This is a genomic window from Streptomyces bohaiensis (assembly GCF_012033785.1).
In the GTDB taxonomy this organism is placed as follows: domain Bacteria; phylum Actinomycetota; class Actinomycetes; order Streptomycetales; family Streptomycetaceae; genus Streptomyces; species Streptomyces bohaiensis.
Map to the genome: position 1 here is coordinate 1 of NZ_JAAVJC010000028.1, position 14905 is coordinate 14905.

Genomic DNA, 14905 nt, shown 5'->3' on the forward strand with positions numbered 1-14905 from the left:
GGCCGGTGCGGGCGCGCCGGGGGCGGCGCGCGCACAATGGTCGACGTGTCCATGCAATCGCACGCCCGTCCGACCACCGGCCCGACGGCGGGGAGCGGCCCCGCCACGCCCCCGTCGCCCGCCGCGCCGCCCGGCGGCATGAGTCCCTATGTGGACCTCAGCCGCGCCGAGTGGTCGGCGCTGCGCGAGCGCTCCGCCTCCGCGGCCCCGCTCGCCGCCGAGGAGATCGCCGGGCTGCGCGGCCTGGGCGACGTCAGCGACCTGGACGAGGTCCGGGAGGTCTATCTCCCGCTCTCCCGGCTGCTCAACCTCTACGTGGGCGCCACCCACGGACTGCGCGGCGCCCTCCACACCTTCCTCGGCGGCGCGGGCGGCGACACCGCCTCCCGGGGGACGCCGTTCGTCATCGGCGTCGCGGGGAGCGTGGCGGTCGGCAAGTCGACGGTCTCCCGGCTGCTGCGGGCGCTGCTCGCCCGATGGCCGGAGCACCCCCGTGTCGAGCTGGTCACCACCGACGGCTTCCTGCTGCCCAACGCGGAACTGCGGCGGCGCGGCCTGATGTCCCGCAAGGGCTTCCCGGAGTCCTACGACCGCCGGGCGCTGACCCGGTTCGTCGCCGATGTGAAGGCGGGCCGGCCCGAGGTGACGGCACCGGTCTACTCCCACCTCATCTACGACATCGTCCCGGACGAGCGGCTGGTGGTTCGCCGCCCCGACATCCTCATCGTCGAGGGACTGAACGTCCTCCAGCCCGCCCTTCCCGGGGCGGACGGCCGCACCCGGGTCGCCGTGGCGGACTTCTTCGACTTCTCCGTCTACGTCGACGCCCGCACCCAGGACATCCGCGACTGGTACCTCGCCCGGTTCCGCAAGCTGCGCGAGACCGCGTTCCAGGACCCCTCGTCCTACTTCCGCCGCTACACCGAGGTCTCGGAGGAGGAGGCCCTGGCCTATGCGCGGACCATTTGGGACACCATCAACGAGCCCAACCTGGTGGAGAACATCGCACCGACCCGCGGCCGCGCGACACTGATCCTCCGCAAGGGCCCCGACCACACCGTGCAGCGCCTGGCCCTCCGCAAGGTCTGACCCCGGCGCACCCCCGCCCCCGACGCGGTGGCGTCGGGGGCGGGCATCGGTCATCCACCGTCCGCCGGAGCGGAGCGCCACCGGTGGCGCAGTCTTCCCCACTCCTCGTGGTCGAACTCCCCCAGATTGAAGAGGCGGTCGATCAGCGAGGAGACGCTGACCCGGAGCTGGGACGCGACGTGGGCGACCGTGTCGAGTTCGCGTGCGGGCCCCGGCGCCGTCGCCAGGTGATGCCGCAGCAGCCGGGTGGGCATGAGAAAGGCGGCCGCGAACGCGTTGGCGCGCTGCTCGACCGCGCGGGGCGCCCAAGGGCCCGAGGCCACAGCCACCTCGCATCCCCGGTCGCGGTCCAGGATCAGGTGCGCGAGCTCGTGGGCGAGCGTGAAGCGCTCGACCTCCGGGCTGCGGCCCCATCGCGTGCTGACATTGGTGTAGACGGTGGGGCGTTGCGTGGGTCCGAAGACGGAGACGGCCCGCACGTCCGGGTCGGAGAGCGCGATCTCCGCTCTGGCCACCCCCAGCACGCCGAGCACCGCATGGACATCGACCCACGTGGCGTCGCGGTCGGTCACGAGCAGTTCGCACGCCTCCTCGCCGAACACCCCGCCCTGCTCGCCGGCCCGCAGCTCTCCCACCTCCCCCAGGTCGTGAGCGGACGGAAGGCGGTCCAGCCACGGGGAGGCGTCGTCCACATGGTTGCGCACCAGTGCGGAGGTGAGCGCCACGGCATCCTCGCGGGTGGTGGAAGGGGACTGGGCGCCGTAGAGCAAGCGGGCGTACGCGCTGCCGCCGACGACCAGTGCCGTGGCCCGGTCACTGCCGACGATGTCCTGCCGGGCACGCTCGTCCACCCCGTCCAGGACCTCGTCCACCGCGGCGGCCAGGGACCGGTACCGGGCGGTGTCCTCCCCCAGTCCCGCCAGCCACGCCATGCGCTGCGGCCTCCGGTCGGCCACCGAGAGGTCCCGGACCGCCCGGACCAGCGCTGCCACCCGCCCGGAGTCCGGCACTCGGCGTGCCAGCTCCGCCACTGCGGCGGTCAGCACCGAATACAGCGCCTCCGCGGCCTGTCGGACCTCGATCTCATAACGCCGGTGCGGGGTGAGAAACGCGAAACTCTCCGGGACCCCCACCAGCCTCTCCGCACCCGTCGAGACCTCCAGCGAGGACCGGTACCTCCGTAGGTGGATGTCGGGGAAGAGCCCTCCCTCACGGGCCGCACGGACGCTGTGGCGCGCCCACCAGCCGGTCCACCGGTCCAGCCACGCGAACTCGTCCGTCTCGGAGAGGGAGGGCGGCGGCGTCCGGCTGACCGCCAGCGCTTCGGCCGCGGAGTCACCCGAGTTCCGCAGCGGGAGGCGCTCCTCGTGGAGCAGGGCGTCCCAACACAGCGTCAGCCACTCCAGGAAAGGCAGCAGGTACCAGTGCGCGGCTTCGACCACCTCGCCCTGCTCCAGATGTGCGCAGAGGTTCTCCCCGCCAGCCCACAGGGTGAAGGACCCCCAGGACGCCGCCATCTCGGCGGTCGCACGGTCCTCGTCCCCATGGGGGTTGGGCAGGAAGGACACGCCGAATGCGAACTCCGAGGGGCTGCCTGCCCGCATCTGCCAGTTGGTCACAGTCACATCGGTCACCAGTGCTCTCTGACGGTGCGCCGGGTGACCAGCTTGGCCGCCAGCCACTGCCTCCGGAGCTTCTCGGGCACGCTTCGCCACTCGACGGGAAAACCGTGCCAGCAGCCGGGGGCGTGCTCGTGACCGCAGTAGGCGAGTGTCCCGTCGGTAGCATATCGCTTGCCCGGTTTGTCCGGATCAGCCACGCTCTCGGCGAGCAGCGCCGCCGCGTCGATGCCAGGCGGACAGAGGGAACCGCGAGCCCCCCGCTGCCAGGGTTCCTTGTGCTTGGGATTGGGTTCGTACCGCATGCGTGAGCCCCCAGCGCCGTCGCGTTGCCGCCGAGCCGATTGTCGGCGGCACCACGGGAAGACCGCAGCGAAACAGCTTCACAGCCGCCCGTACCAGTGACCTCGCAGCACACCAGGTACACACGCGCCCCCGGCGCACCCCCGCCCCCCCCGCGGGGGGGGGGGGGGGGGCGGGCGGGGAACAGCGGCGGGGCGAAGGGCGCGTCAGGACCCCGCGGTGGCCGGCGACTCCAGGGAGAGCGCGGAGCGCACCACGTCGGCGAGCCGCTCGGCGACGGCCGCCGCCTGCTCCGCGTCGGCGGCCTCGACCATGACGCGGACCAGCGGCTCGGTGCCCGAGGGACGCAGCAGCACGCGGCCGGTGTCGCCGAGCTCCTGCTCGGCCTCGACCACGGCGGCGGCCAGCTCCGGCGAGGTCGCCGCGCGGCTCTTGTCCACCCCGCGGACGTTGACCAGCACCTGCGGCAGCCGCCGCATGACGCCCGCCAGCTCGGCCAGGGTGCGGCCGGTGGCCGCGACCCGGGCGGCGAGGAGCAGGCCGGTGAGGGTGCCGTCGCCGGTGGTGGCGTGGTCCAGCACGATGACGTGGCCCGACTGCTCACCGCCCAGCGCGAAGCCGCCCGCCTTCATCTCCTCCATGACGTACCGGTCGCCGACCGCGGTCTGGCGGAGCGTCAGCCCCTCGGCCTCCAGCGCCAGCTTGAAGCCGAGGTTCGACATGACGGTGGCGACGACGGTGTCGTGGCGCAACCGCCCGCGCTCCCGCAGGGCCAGCGCCAGGACGGCCAGGATCTGGTCGCCGTCGACGACCTCGCCGGCGGCGTCCACCGCGAGGCAGCGGTCCGCGTCGCCGTCCACCGCGATCCCGAGGTCGGCGCCGTACTCCAGCACCGCCGCCCGCAGCGGCCCGAGGTGCGTGGAGCCGTGACCGTCGTTGATGTTGAGGCCGTCGGGGTCGGCGCCGATGCTGATGACCTCGGCACCCGCCCGCGCGAACGCCTCCGGCGCGACGCGCGAGGCGGCGCCGTGGGCGCCGTCCACCACCAGCTTCAGTCCGTCGAGCCGGTCCGGGAGGACGCCCATCAGGTGGGAGACGTAGGTGTCCAGCCCGGAGGCGTGGTCGGTGACACGGCCGACACCCGCGCCGGTCGGCCGGTCCCACGGCTTGCCCTCGGCCAGCTCCCGGTAGACGGCCTCGATGCGGTCCTCCAGCTCGTCGGCGAGCTTCAGGCCGCCGCGCGCGAAGAACTTGATGCCGTTGTCGGGCATCGGGTTGTGGCTGGCGGACAGCATGACGCCGAAGTCGGCGCCGAGGGCACCCGTGAGGTGGGCGACGGCGGGCGTCGGCAGCACGCCGAGCCGCAGCACGTCCACCCCGGCGGAGGCGAGGCCCGCGACGACGGCGGCCTCCAGGAACTCACCGGAGGCACGGGGGTCGCGACCGACCACGGCGACCGGGCGCCGCGGCTCGGCACCCGGCGTCGACAGCACCCGGGCCGCTGCGCACGACAGTCCCAGGGCCAGTTCCGCGGTCAGTTCCACGTTGGCGACGCCACGGACGCCGTCCGTCCCGAAAAGTCGTCCCACAGTTGTCCTCCGAGATAGCTGCCGCCCCCGCGCCGTTGACCTCATCAACCATATCCCGCACGTTTCGCCCGGTCGTGGCACGTGCGTACGGGTCCTGTGCGTGCCGTGCCCACGCGCGGGGAGGGAGCGGGAACGGACACGCAGGCGGACCACGGCGGCGGCACACGACCGACACACCGGCCACGCCCGCCCTCCCCGGACCGCGCCCACCCGCGGGCCGCGCCGGGCGCCCCCGCGGGGCGCGGAGCCGGCCGTGCGCGGCGGCGGGAGAGCGCACAAAGCGGACGCCCCGCCGGCGCGTGGCGACCGGCGGGGCGTCGTGACGGCGGCGGGGCGAACCCCGCCTCCCGTCAACGCTTGCTGTACTGCGTTCCCTTACGGGCCTTCTTCAGACCGGCCTTCTTGCGCTCGACGGCGCGGGCGTCACGGGTCAGGAAGCCGGCCTTCTTGAGGGCGCCGCGGTTGTTGTCCACGTCGGCCTCGTTGAGGGCACGGGCGACGCCGAGGCGCAGCGCACCGGCCTGGCCGGAGATGCCGCCGCCGGCGATGCGGGCGACGACGTCGTAGCGGTCGTCGAGCTCCAGCACCTTGAAGGGCTCGTTGACTTCCTGCTGGTGCACCTTGTTGGGGAAGTACCCCTCGAGGGTGCGCCCGTTGACCTTCCACTTGCCACTGCCGGGCACGATGCGCACGCGGGCGATCGCGCTCTTGCGGCGGCCGGTGCCGGCACCCGGGAGGGGGTCGCCGAAGCGGGCGGACTCGTCCGCGGCGAAGTCCTCGGAGGGAGCGGACTCGGTGGTGTACTCCTGGACGTCCGGCACAGCGGCGTCGAGGGTGTCGGTCTCGGTCTCAGTGGTGTTCTCGGCCACGATGTTCCTCAGATTCTCGGTGTCTTAGGGGTGTGGCCGGGACTACTGCGCGACCTGGGTGATCTCGAACGGCACGGGCTGCTGCGCGCCGTGACGGTGCTCGGGACCGGCGTAGACCTTCAGCTTGGAGAGCATCTGACGGCCCAGGGTGTTCTTGGGGAGCATGCCCTTGACGGCCTTCTCGACGGCCTTCTCCGGGCTCTTCTCCAGCAGCTCGTCGTAGCGCATCGAGCGCAGGCCGCCCGGGTAGCCCGAGTGGCGGTAGGCGAGCTTCTGGGTCCGCTTGTTGCCGGACAGGTGCACCTTCGCGGCGTTGACGATGATGACGAAGTCACCGGTGTCGACGTGCGGCGCGTAGATCGGCTTGTGCTTGCCGCGCAGGAGGGTGGCCGCCTGGGACGCGAGACGACCGAGGACGATGTCCTCGGCGTCGATCACGTGCCACTGACGCTGGACGTCGCCGGGCTTGGGGCTGTACGTACGCACGGTCGTAGCCTTCGCTTGTTGAGTGGGTCCTTAACTGGCCGGACACGCGATCGGCGGCCGCACGCGACACGGTGACGCAACCGTGGCACGGGGCCGGATGATCTCGCGGACGACCGCGCAAGGCCCCTCTCGTGAGATCGAGCAAGCCAAACGCATATCGACCAGGCAGAATACCGGGCTCCACCCGGACGGGTCAAAACGGGTTCCCGACCGTCCCCCGGCGGCCGCCCCCGGAGGGGCCGCCGGGCGCCCACGGCGCCGGTCCCTGGCCCGGCGTCGTCGCCGGTCAGCACGGTGGGGCAGCCGGGGACGCGGGCCGCGGGGCGGTCGCCGTCACCGGGCGCGCGCCACCCGCGCCTCGTCCCACACCGGCTCCGGGACCTCCCGGACCCGGCCGTCGGAACCGAACACCAGGAAACGGTCGAAGCCGCGTGCGAACCAGCGGTCGTGGGTGACCGCCAGCACCGTGCCGTCGAACGCCTCCAGCCCCGCCTGGAGCGCCTCGGCGGACTCCAGGTCCAGGTTGTCCGTGGGCTCGTCCAGCAGCAGCGCGGTGGCACCGCCGAGCTCCAGCAGCAGGATCTGGAACCGCGCCTGCTGCCCGCCGGAGAGCCGCTCGTAGGGCTGCTCCGCCTGCCGGTCCAGTTCGTAGCGGCGCAGCGCGGACATCGCCGCGCCCCTGTCCTTGGCGTGCTCCGTCCAGAGGATCTCCAGCAGGGTGCGCGCGGCGGCCGCACGCGCCGCTGACGACGCGGGGGCGGCACCCGCCGGCCGCGGGCCGGTGAGCGCGTTGGTCTGCGAGAAGTGGCCCGGCACCACCCGGGCGCCCAGCTTCCAGACCCCGTCGTGGGCCACCGGCTCCCCGGCCAGCAGCCGCAGGAAGTGGGACTTGCCGGAGCCGTTGGAGCCCAGCACCGCCACTCGCTCGCCGTAGAAGACCTCCAGCGAGAACGGCCGCATCAGACCGGTCAGTTCCAGCCCCTCGCAGGTGACCGCACGCACTCCGGTCCGGCCGCCGCGCAGCCGCATGGTGATCTCCTGCTCGCGGGGCGGCTGCTGCGGCGGGCCGGCCTCCTCGAACTTGCGGAGCCGCGTCTGCGCCGCCTGGTACCGGGAGGCGAGCCCGTCGTTGAAGGCCGCCTTGTTCTTGAGCGTGTTCACCAGCTGCTTGAGCTGGGCGTGCTTCTCGTCCCAGCGCCGCCGCAGCTCCTCGAAGCGGGCGAACCGCTCCCGCCGGGCCTCCGGGAAGGTGGCGAAGCCGCCGCCGTGGACCCACACGTCCGATCCGGCCGGTCCCGGCTCCACGCTGATGATCTTCTGTGCCGAGCGGGCGAGCAGCTCCCGGTCGTGGGAGATGAACAGCACGGTCTTGCGGGTCTGGAGCAGTTGCTCCTCCAGCCAGCGCTTGCCGGGGACGTCGAGGTAGTTGTCCGGCTCGTCGAGCAGCAGCACCTCCTCGGAACCGCGCAGCAGCGACTCCAGCACCAGCCGCTTCTGCTCACCGCCGGAGAGGGTGTTCAGCCGGCGCCACTGGGCCCGCTCGTACGGCATCCCGAGCGCGGCGGTGGTGCAGATGTCCCAGCGCGTCTCCGCCTCGTAGCCCTGCGCCTCCGCCCAGTCGGCGAGCGCCTGCGCGTACGCCATCTGGTCGGCCTCGGTGTCGGTGGTCATCACCGCGAGTTCGGCGGCGTCCACGGCGCGCGCCGCTTCGCGGATGCGCACCGGGGCGACGGAGACCAGCAGGTCGCGGACGGTGCGCTCGTCGTCCCGGTCGCCGGAGCCGATGAACTGCGGCATCACGCCGAGCCCACCGCTGACGGTGACCGTGCCCTCCTCCGGGGCGAGCTCACCGGCGATCATGCGCAGCAGTGTGGTCTTCCCCGCACCGTTGGCGCCGACCAGCGCCACCGCGCTCCCCTCTCCCACCCGGAACGACACGTCCTGCAGCAGCGGACGGCCGTCGGGCAGGACGTAGTCCAGATGCGCGACCTCGACATGACCCATGCGACCGATTGTCGCCGTAGCCGGGGCGCGAACCCAACCGGTTTCCCGACGTGGGGGCCCGACGCTGGGCCGCCGCCGTGCCGGGCGGCCGGGGTGGCAGCCTCACGCCGGTGACCGGCGGGGACCTGATTGTGACCGTGCGGGCGCAGGAGCAGTGCGTTCGCTTCCCTAAACTGCGCGCATGAGTTCATGGCAGGGGGGACCGCAGTGGACCCCCGGACAACCCCAGGGCGGACGCCCGTCCCCGGGCGGACCGCAGCGGCAGCAGGAGAGCCAGCCTCCGTGGGGGCAGCCGCCGGCACCGGGAGGCGCACCCGACTGGAACCGACTGGCCGCCGAGGCCGACAAGCGGCGGCAGCGCAAGCGGCTGCTGATCATCGCGGCGGCGGCGACCGCGACCCTGGCGATCGGCGCCGTCGTCGCCCTCGGGATCGTGCAGCAGAGCGGCGGCGGTGACGAGGGCTCGCAGAACACGGCCGGCTCCGCGGAGGACACCGAGGAGCTGCAGGAGCCGGCCCCGGAGCCCAGCTTCGAGGAGACCTCGCTGCCCCCCGTCCCCAAGCCCCGCGAGTTCATCACCGACGCGGACAAGGATCTCGCGCCGTTCGCCGCCGACACGTTCTTCTCCGACGACCCGATGGAGGTGGACGGGCGCACCTACGTCCGCCGCGCCGTCGCCGACTCCGAGAGCTGCGTGGACGCCGCCGACGTGGCGCTGGGCGAGACCCTCTCCCAGCACGGCTGCACCGGGCTGGCGCGGGCCACCTACAGCGACGGCGCCGTGGCCGTCACCATCGGCGTCGCCCAGTTCCCCACCGCCGAGGACGCCGCCGCGGCCAAGGAGGCGGCCGCCGGGCACGTCTCGCAGCTGACCAGCGGCGAGGCACCGGCGTTCTGCGAACGCGGCGGCTGCCGGACCACGAAGAACCAGGTCGGCCGCTACGCGTACTTCACCATCGCGGGCAACGCCGACAACACGCCCGACGCCGGGGACGGCACCCCGGCCCAGCAGGCCGCACGCGACGGCAACGCCCACGCGCACGCCCGGATCGTGCTGCGGGGCGAGGACCAGGCGTCGGAGTCGGCCGCGGCCATCATCCGCGAGCGGAACTCCGGCGGTGCGGGCGACGAGGAGGAGGGGTGACCCGGGTCGCACGGTGATCCGGGTGCCGGGCCGGGGCGCCTGACGCGGCTCCGGCCCGCTCCCGCCGCTGCCGCTCCCGCGGCGGCGGTCGTCCCGGTCTCAGCAGCAGCCGGCGGCGGAGGCCGGGAGCGTGCGCCGGTTGCGCGCCTCCCGGTTCCGGTCGGCGAGGCGCTCGTCCGCCGGATAGCCGACCTCCTCCAGGGTCAGCCCGTGCGGCCGCACCACGTGCACCGCCGAGTCCCGCACGCCGGCTGCCAGCACCTGCGCCGGCCAGGACGGCGGACGGTGGCCGTCCCCGACGAACAGCATCGCGCCCACCAGTGAGCGCACCATGTTGTGGCAGAAGGCGTCGGCGAGCACCGTCGCCTCCAGCACCCCGTCCGGCTGCCGCCGCCACTCCAGCCGCCGCAGCGTCCGGATGGTGGTGGCGCCCTCCCGCTGCTTGCAGTAGGCCGCGAAGTCGTGCTCGCCGAGCAGCCCGGCGGCTGCCTCGTTCATGGCGGTCTCGTCGAGCGGCCAGTTGTGCCACAGCACATGGCTCCGCCGCAGCGGGTCGACCCCGCCGGGGTGGTCGGTGACGCGGTAGACGTAGCGGCGCCAGATCGCCGAGAACCGCGCGTTGAAGTGCGCGGGCGCCTCGGCGACCCGGAAGACCCGCACATCGTGCGGCAGGCGCCCCGCAAGCCGCCGCAGCAGCTTCTCGCGGTGCTGGGCCCAGACCTCCTCCGGGAGGTCGACGTGCGCCACCTGACCGCGGGCGTGCACCCCGGCGTCGGTCCGGCCGGCGACCGTCAGCTCATGGCGCTCCGCGGAGCGCGTCACGACCTGGAGCGCGTCCTCCAGCTCGCTCTGGACCGTCCGCCGGTCCCCCTTCTGGCGGGCCCAACCGGAGAAGTCGGAGCCGTCGTAGGCCAGGTCCAGCCGTACCCGCACCTGACCGGCGCGCACCTCGTCACTCACCCGGGGATCATCTCACCCCTCCCCCGCCCGGCCCGGCGCCGCCCCTCTCCCGCCCCCGGACGCGACGAACGGGCCCGCCCCCTCGGAAGGGGGCGGGCCCGTTCGACCGTGTCAGGTGCGCCGGATCAGGCGTCCTTCTTCTCCTCGGCGGCCTCGTCGGCCTTCGCCTCGGTGGTGGACTCCTTCGCCAGGGCGTCCTCCTTCACCGCGCGGGTGGTGGCGGCCTCGGCCTCGCCGACCGCCTCCTGCTGCACGGTGAGCGCCTCGACCAGCTCGATCACGGCCATCGGGGCGTTGTCGCCACGACGGGGACCGACCTTGGTGATGCGGGTGTAACCACCGGGGCGGTTGGCGAACCCCGGACCGATCTCGGTGAAGAGGGTGTGGACCACGCTCTTGTCCCGGATGGTCTGCATGACCTGGCGGCGGTTGTGCAGGTCGCCCTTGCGCGCCTTGGTGATCAGACGCTCGGCGACCGGACGCAGCCGACGGGCCTTCGCCTCGGTGGTGGTGATGCGGCCGTGCTCGAACAGCGCGGTGGCCAGGTTGGCCAGCATCAGACGCTCGTGGGCGGGGCTACCGCCCAGCCGGCGGCCCTTCGTGGGCTTCGGCATGGTGTTTCTCCTCCGTGTCTGCACCGGCCGTGTCAGGTACCGGTGTCAGGGCCGCCCGGACAGGGGTGTCCGCGCGGATCTCCGGGGGTCGCCCGGAAGTCCGTGGTGCCCGGCGGGGTGCCGGGCGGAGCGGCGGGGGGGGGGGGGGGGCCCCCCCCCCCCCCGCGGCTCGGGTGGCTCAGTACTGCTCGGTCTCGACGAACCCGGCGTCGCCGTCGTCGTCCGCGCCGAAGGCGTCGGCGGCGGTGGTCGGGTCGAATCCGGGCGGGCTGTCCTTCAGGGCCAGGCCCATGCCGGCCAGCTTCGCCTTGACCTCGTCGATCGACTTGGCGCCGAAGTTGCGGATGTCGAGCAGGTCCGCCTCGGAACGGGCCACCAGCTCGCCCACCGAGTGGATGCCCTCACGCTTGAGGCAGTTGTAGGAGCGGACGGTCAGCTCCAGCTCCTCGATCGGCAGCGCCAGGTCGGCGGCGAGCGCCGCGTCGGTCGGCGACGGGCCCATGTCGATGCCCTCGGCGTCGACGTTCAGCTCGCGGGCCAGGCCGAACAGCTCGACCAGGGTCTTGCCGGCGGACGCCATGGCGTCGCGCGGGCGCATGGACTCCTTGGTCTCGACGTCCACGATGAGCTTGTCGAAGTCGGTGCGCTGCTCGACACGGGTCGCCTCGACCTTGTAGGTCACCTTCAGCACGGGGCTGTAGATGGAGTCGACCGGGATGCGGCCGATCTCCTGGCCGGCCTGCTTGTTCTGCACCGCGGAGACGTAGCCGCGACCGCGCTCGACGGTCAGCTCCATCTCCAGCTTGCCCTTGGCGTTGAGGGTCGCCAGGACCAGGTCGGGGTTGTGGACCTCGACGCCGGCCGGCGGGGCGATGTCCGCGGCGGTGACCAGGCCGGGGCCCTGCTTGCGCAGGTACATCACGACCGGCTCGTCGTGCTCCGAGGAGACGACCAGCTGCTTGATGTTGAGGATGAGGTCGGTGACGTCCTCCTTGACGCCCGGCACGGTGGTGAACTCGTGCAGGACACCGTCGATCCGGATGCTGGTGACGGCGGCACCGGGGATCGAGGAGAGCAGCGTGCGCCGCAGGGAGTTGCCGAGGGTGTAGCCGAAGCCCGGCTCCAGCGGCTCGATCACGAACCGCGAGCGGAACTCGTCGACGACCTCTTCGGTCAGGGAGGGACGCTGAGCGATCAGCATGAGTGATGACTCCAGTCTCCGGCACCCACTATTTGATGCCGGGCCAGACGACAGTGGTCTGTCGTGCTCCAGATGGTGCGGCCGCCGGACCGGGGTCCGGCGGTGCGGTGCCGAGGCACCGGTGGTGCTGCCGCGGCGCCGGCCCGGAGGCCGACCACCGCGGTCCGGGTCCCGCCCGGAGGCGGGGACCCGTCAGGGGCGGGCCCGCGTGACGCGGACCCGCCCCCGTGTTCCGGAGCCCCGCGGCCGGCCGGTGGAGCCGGGCCGACGGGGCACACGCCGTGCGTCAGACGCGGCGGCGCTTGGGGGGACGGCAGCCGTTGTGCGGCGTGGGCGTGACGTCCTGGATCGAGCCGACCTCCAGGCCGGTGGCCTGGAGCGAGCGGATCGCGGTCTCACGGCCGGAGCCGGGACCCTTCACGAAGACGTCGACCTTGCGCATGCCGTGCTCCTGCGCGCGACGGGCGGCCGACTCGGCGGCCATCTGCGCGGCGAAGGGGGTGGACTTGCGCGAGCCCTTGAAGCCGACGTGGCCGGCGGAGGCCCAGGAGATCACGTTGCCGGTGGGGTCCGTGATCGAAACGATGGTGTTGTTGAACGTGCTCTTGATGTGAGCGTGCCCGTGGGCGACGTTCTTCTTCTCCTTGCGGCGCATCTTCTTGGCGCCGGCCTGACGGCCCTTCGGAGGCATATGGGTGTACTCCCGTGGAGGTGGTCGGTCCTGTGCACTCGGACCTGAGAATCAGTGACCGGTGAGGACTACTTCTTGCCCGGCTTCTTCTTGCCGGCGATCGCGCGACGCGGGCCCTTGCGGGTGCGGGCGTTGGTCTTGGTGCGCTGACCGTGGACCGGCAGGCCCCGACGGTGACGCAGACCCTCGTAGCAGCCGATCTCGACCTTGCGGCGGATGTCGGCCTGGATCTCGCGACGGAGGTCACCCTCGGTCTTGATGTTGGCGTCCACGTAGTCGCGGAGCTTGACGAGCTGCTCCTCGTCAAGGTCGCGGACGCGGGTGTCGGGGTCGATACCGGTGGCGCTCAGGGTCTCCTGGGCCAGCGTACGGCCGATCCCGAACACATAGGTCAGACCAACCTCCACGCGCTTCTCACGCGGAAGGTCAACGCCTGCGAGGCGTGCCATGTATGGCTCCTGTACTCGTCGGAGGTCTGCTGCAGCACCTGTCCCGGCGTCTCACGCCGGGTCCCCGGCCTCCGACCGGGGGTGTCGCCGCCGCGCTGGGCGCGAGGGCGGGTGTCTGCGTATTCAAAGGGGTCGCGTGATGCGTGCGTCGCGCGAAGAACCGCGAGAAGTGCGGGCGGTCTGCGTCAGCCCTGGCGCTGCTTGTGGCGCAGGTTGTCGCAGATGACCATGACCCGGCCGTGGCGGCGGATCACCTTGCACTTGTCGCAGATCTTCTTGACGCTCGGCTTGACCTTCATGGGATGAGGTTCTCCGGGACTTGATGATCTACGGACGCCCCCGCGGATGAAGCGGGGATCTACTTGTAGCGGTAGACGATCCGCCCGCGGGTCAGGTCGTAGGGAGAGAGCTCCACCACGACCCGGTCGTCGGGAAGAATACGGATGTAGTTCATCCGCATCTTGCCGCTGATGTGCGCGAGGACCTGATGCCCGTTCTGGAGCTCCACTTTGAACATGGCGTTCGGCAGAGACTCGACGACGGTGCCCTCGATCTCGATGGCCCCTTGTTTTTTGGCCATACTTGAGCGCTTCACCTTCCGGGATCGGCTACCTGGACTACCTGGACAGCCCTTATACACAGGTGTACAGGGACCGACGCACCAGTCTACGGCACGTCGCCCGGAAAGACGAATCCTCTCATCATTCCCCACCTGGCCGCAGGATATGCACGGCGCGGACGACGCCCCTCGCACGGGTGGGACCCGGCCGCAGCGACCCCGACCGGTCCGGTGCCGCGCTCAGCCGCTCAGGCGAGCGGGTCCGGGGCGGTGGTGACGCCCAGCGCGGCCAGCCGCGCCCGGCCGCCGTCCGGAGCCGTCAGCACCAGCGGGCCCTGCTCCGTCAGCGCGATGGAGTGCTCCCAGTGGGCGGCCCAGGTGCCGTCGTCGGTCTTGACCGTCCAGTCGTCGGCCAGCACATGGGTGCGCGGGGTGCCCAGCGAGATCATCGGCTCGATGGCGAGGCACATACCGGGCACCAGCTTCGGGCCGCGGCCGCGCCGACGCTCGACGTAGTTCAGCACGTGCGGGTCCATGTGCATGGCGCTGCCGATGCCGTGGCCGCCGTACTCCTCGACGATGCCCCACTTGCCGGACGGCGGCTTCGGCTGCCGCCGGACGTCGTCCTGCACGGCGCGCGAGATGTCCACCAGCCGGTTGCCGAGCCGCATCGCGGCCAGCCCGGCCCACAGCGACTCCTCGGTGACCCGGTTCAGCTCCAGCACCTCGGGGCCGTGGCCCTCCCCCACCAGCACGGTGATGGCGGCGTCGGCGTGCCAGCCGTCCACGATCGCGCCGGCGTCGATCGACAGCAGGTCGCCGCTGCGGAGCACCTCGTCGTCGGAAGGGATGCCGTGGACGACGACATCGTTGACCGAGGTGCAGATGTTGCCGGGGAAGCCGCCGTAGCCGAGGAAGTTCGGCTTGGCGCCGTGGTCGGCCAGCACCTGGGCGGCGACCCGGTCCAGCTCGCCGGTGCTGGCACCGGGCACGGCTGCCTCCGCACACCGGCGGTGCATCTCGGCGACCACCAGCCCGGCGGCGCGCATGCTGGCGATCTGCTCGGGGTTCTTGAGCTCCACCATCGGGGGTTCCTCACGCAGTCGGTGCCGGTTCCGGCGTCTCGGTGCTCTGTCGGTGCTGGTCGGTGCTCTGTCGGTGCTGGTCGGTGGTCGGTGGCGGGCGATGCGGCTCGCCGCTGCGGGCGACGGCTGCCCGCCGTCCTCGACCGACCCCGCACACGCCCCCGGCCGTGACACCCGAGGGGGCATCACGGCCGGGGACCGTGCAGTCGGCGGGCGGGCCCGCCGGTCGTCGCGTTCCGGTCG

Annotated in this window: 15 protein-coding genes; 2 read left to right on the forward strand and 13 right to left on the reverse strand. The window is 72.5% G+C overall.

Annotation, left to right across the window (positions count from 1 at the left end):
• Positions 1-138 precede the first annotated feature (138 nt).
• Positions 139-1089, forward strand: a complete 951-nt coding sequence (gene coaA / locus HCN52_RS05975; RefSeq protein WP_168087334.1) for a type I pantothenate kinase — start codon at positions 139-141, stop codon at positions 1087-1089.
• A gap of 50 nt (positions 1090-1139) precedes the next feature.
• Here coaA and HCN52_RS26100 read toward each other — a convergent pair whose 3' ends face one another.
• The 5 genes from HCN52_RS26100 to HCN52_RS06000 all read right to left on the reverse strand — a co-directional run bounded on the left by HCN52_RS26100 (position 1140) and on the right by HCN52_RS06000 (position 7959).
• Positions 1140-2723: an ImmA/IrrE family metallo-endopeptidase gene (locus tag HCN52_RS26100; RefSeq protein WP_168087318.1), complete on the reverse strand. Its 1584-nt coding sequence runs from the start codon at positions 2721-2723 to the stop codon at positions 1140-1142.
• 494 nt (positions 2724-3217) lie between these two features.
• On the reverse strand, positions 3218-4600 hold the full coding sequence (glmM, locus tag HCN52_RS05985; protein ID WP_168087319.1) for a phosphoglucosamine mutase: 1383 nt from the start codon (positions 4598-4600) through the stop codon (positions 3218-3220).
• A gap of 350 nt (positions 4601-4950) precedes the next feature.
• Positions 4951-5469 carry a 30S ribosomal protein S9 gene (rpsI, locus tag HCN52_RS05990; protein WP_376767095.1) on the reverse strand — a complete coding sequence of 173 codons (519 nt, stop codon included), beginning with the start codon at positions 5467-5469 and terminating at the stop codon, positions 4951-4953.
• A 42-nt stretch (positions 5470-5511) separates the two neighbouring features.
• A complete protein-coding gene (rplM, locus tag HCN52_RS05995; protein WP_167973530.1) occupies positions 5512-5955 on the reverse strand; it encodes a 50S ribosomal protein L13 in 444 nt (147 codons plus the stop codon).
• Between the two features lie 333 nt (positions 5956-6288).
• Positions 6289-7959, reverse strand: a complete 1671-nt coding sequence (locus HCN52_RS06000) for an ABC-F family ATP-binding cassette domain-containing protein (protein WP_168087320.1) — start codon at positions 7957-7959, stop codon at positions 6289-6291.
• Between the two features lie 181 nt (positions 7960-8140).
• On the opposite strand from HCN52_RS06000, the gene HCN52_RS06005 reads away from it, so the two are divergent.
• Positions 8141-9103 carry a hypothetical protein gene (locus HCN52_RS06005; RefSeq protein ID WP_168087321.1) on the forward strand — a complete coding sequence of 321 codons (963 nt, stop codon included), beginning with the start codon at positions 8141-8143 and terminating at the stop codon, positions 9101-9103.
• A 99-nt stretch (positions 9104-9202) separates the two neighbouring features.
• Here the strand turns inward: HCN52_RS06005 and truA are convergent, their stop codons facing one another.
• The 8 genes from truA to map all read right to left on the reverse strand — a co-directional run bounded on the left by truA (position 9203) and on the right by map (position 14662).
• Complete coding sequence (gene truA, locus HCN52_RS06010) at positions 9203-10063, reverse strand: tRNA pseudouridine(38-40) synthase TruA (RefSeq protein ID WP_168087322.1); 861 nt, start codon at positions 10061-10063, stop codon at positions 9203-9205.
• A 125-nt stretch (positions 10064-10188) separates the two neighbouring features.
• Positions 10189-10677, reverse strand: coding sequence for a 50S ribosomal protein L17 (gene rplQ / locus HCN52_RS06015; protein WP_168087323.1), 489 nt, complete (start codon positions 10675-10677; stop codon positions 10189-10191).
• A 178-nt stretch (positions 10678-10855) separates the two neighbouring features.
• Positions 10856-11878 (reverse strand): DNA-directed RNA polymerase subunit alpha, encoded by a 1023-nt coding sequence (locus tag HCN52_RS06020; RefSeq protein WP_168087324.1) that lies wholly within the window; start codon positions 11876-11878, stop codon positions 10856-10858.
• A gap of 286 nt (positions 11879-12164) precedes the next feature.
• On the reverse strand, positions 12165-12569 hold the full coding sequence (gene rpsK, locus HCN52_RS06025; RefSeq protein ID WP_167934066.1) for a 30S ribosomal protein S11: 405 nt from the start codon (positions 12567-12569) through the stop codon (positions 12165-12167).
• 68 nt (positions 12570-12637) lie between these two features.
• On the reverse strand, positions 12638-13018 hold the full coding sequence (gene rpsM, locus HCN52_RS06030; protein WP_167934065.1) for a 30S ribosomal protein S13: 381 nt from the start codon (positions 13016-13018) through the stop codon (positions 12638-12640).
• 185 nt (positions 13019-13203) lie between these two features.
• Complete coding sequence (rpmJ, locus tag HCN52_RS06035; protein WP_003956441.1) at positions 13204-13317, reverse strand: 50S ribosomal protein L36; 114 nt, start codon at positions 13315-13317, stop codon at positions 13204-13206.
• Positions 13318-13376: 59 nt separating this feature from the next.
• Complete coding sequence (infA, locus tag HCN52_RS06040) at positions 13377-13598, reverse strand: translation initiation factor IF-1 (RefSeq protein WP_167934064.1); 222 nt, start codon at positions 13596-13598, stop codon at positions 13377-13379.
• Between the two features lie 227 nt (positions 13599-13825).
• Positions 13826-14662, reverse strand: a complete 837-nt coding sequence (map, locus tag HCN52_RS06045; protein ID WP_168087325.1) for a type I methionyl aminopeptidase — start codon at positions 14660-14662, stop codon at positions 13826-13828.
• Positions 14663-14905 lie beyond the last annotated feature (243 nt).

Excerpts from the sequence above, each read along its gene's own strand:
- coaA (WP_168087334.1), top strand. The coding sequence starts at position 139 with ATGAGTCCCTATGTGGACCTCAGCCGCGCCGAGTGGTCGGCGCTGCGC.
- HCN52_RS06000 (WP_168087320.1), bottom strand. The coding sequence starts at position 7,959 with ATGGGTCATGTCGAGGTCGCGCATCTGGACTACGTCCTGCCCGACGGC.
- HCN52_RS06005 (WP_168087321.1), top strand. The coding sequence starts at position 8,141 with ATGAGTTCATGGCAGGGGGGACCGCAGTGGACCCCCGGACAACCCCAG.
- rplQ (WP_168087323.1), bottom strand. The coding sequence starts at position 10,677 with ATGCCGAAGCCCACGAAGGGCCGCCGGCTGGGCGGTAGCCCCGCCCAC.
- HCN52_RS06020 (WP_168087324.1), bottom strand. The coding sequence starts at position 11,878 with ATGCTGATCGCTCAGCGTCCCTCCCTGACCGAAGAGGTCGTCGACGAG.
- rpsK (WP_167934066.1), bottom strand. The coding sequence starts at position 12,569 with ATGCCTCCGAAGGGCCGTCAGGCCGGCGCCAAGAAGATGCGCCGCAAG.
- rpsM (WP_167934065.1), bottom strand. The coding sequence starts at position 13,018 with ATGGCACGCCTCGCAGGCGTTGACCTTCCGCGTGAGAAGCGCGTGGAG.
- rpmJ (WP_003956441.1), bottom strand. The coding sequence starts at position 13,317 with ATGAAGGTCAAGCCGAGCGTCAAGAAGATCTGCGACAAGTGCAAGGTG.
- infA (WP_167934064.1), bottom strand. The coding sequence starts at position 13,598 with ATGGCCAAAAAACAAGGGGCCATCGAGATCGAGGGCACCGTCGTCGAG.
- map (WP_168087325.1), bottom strand. The coding sequence starts at position 14,662 with ATGGTGGAGCTCAAGAACCCCGAGCAGATCGCCAGCATGCGCGCCGCC.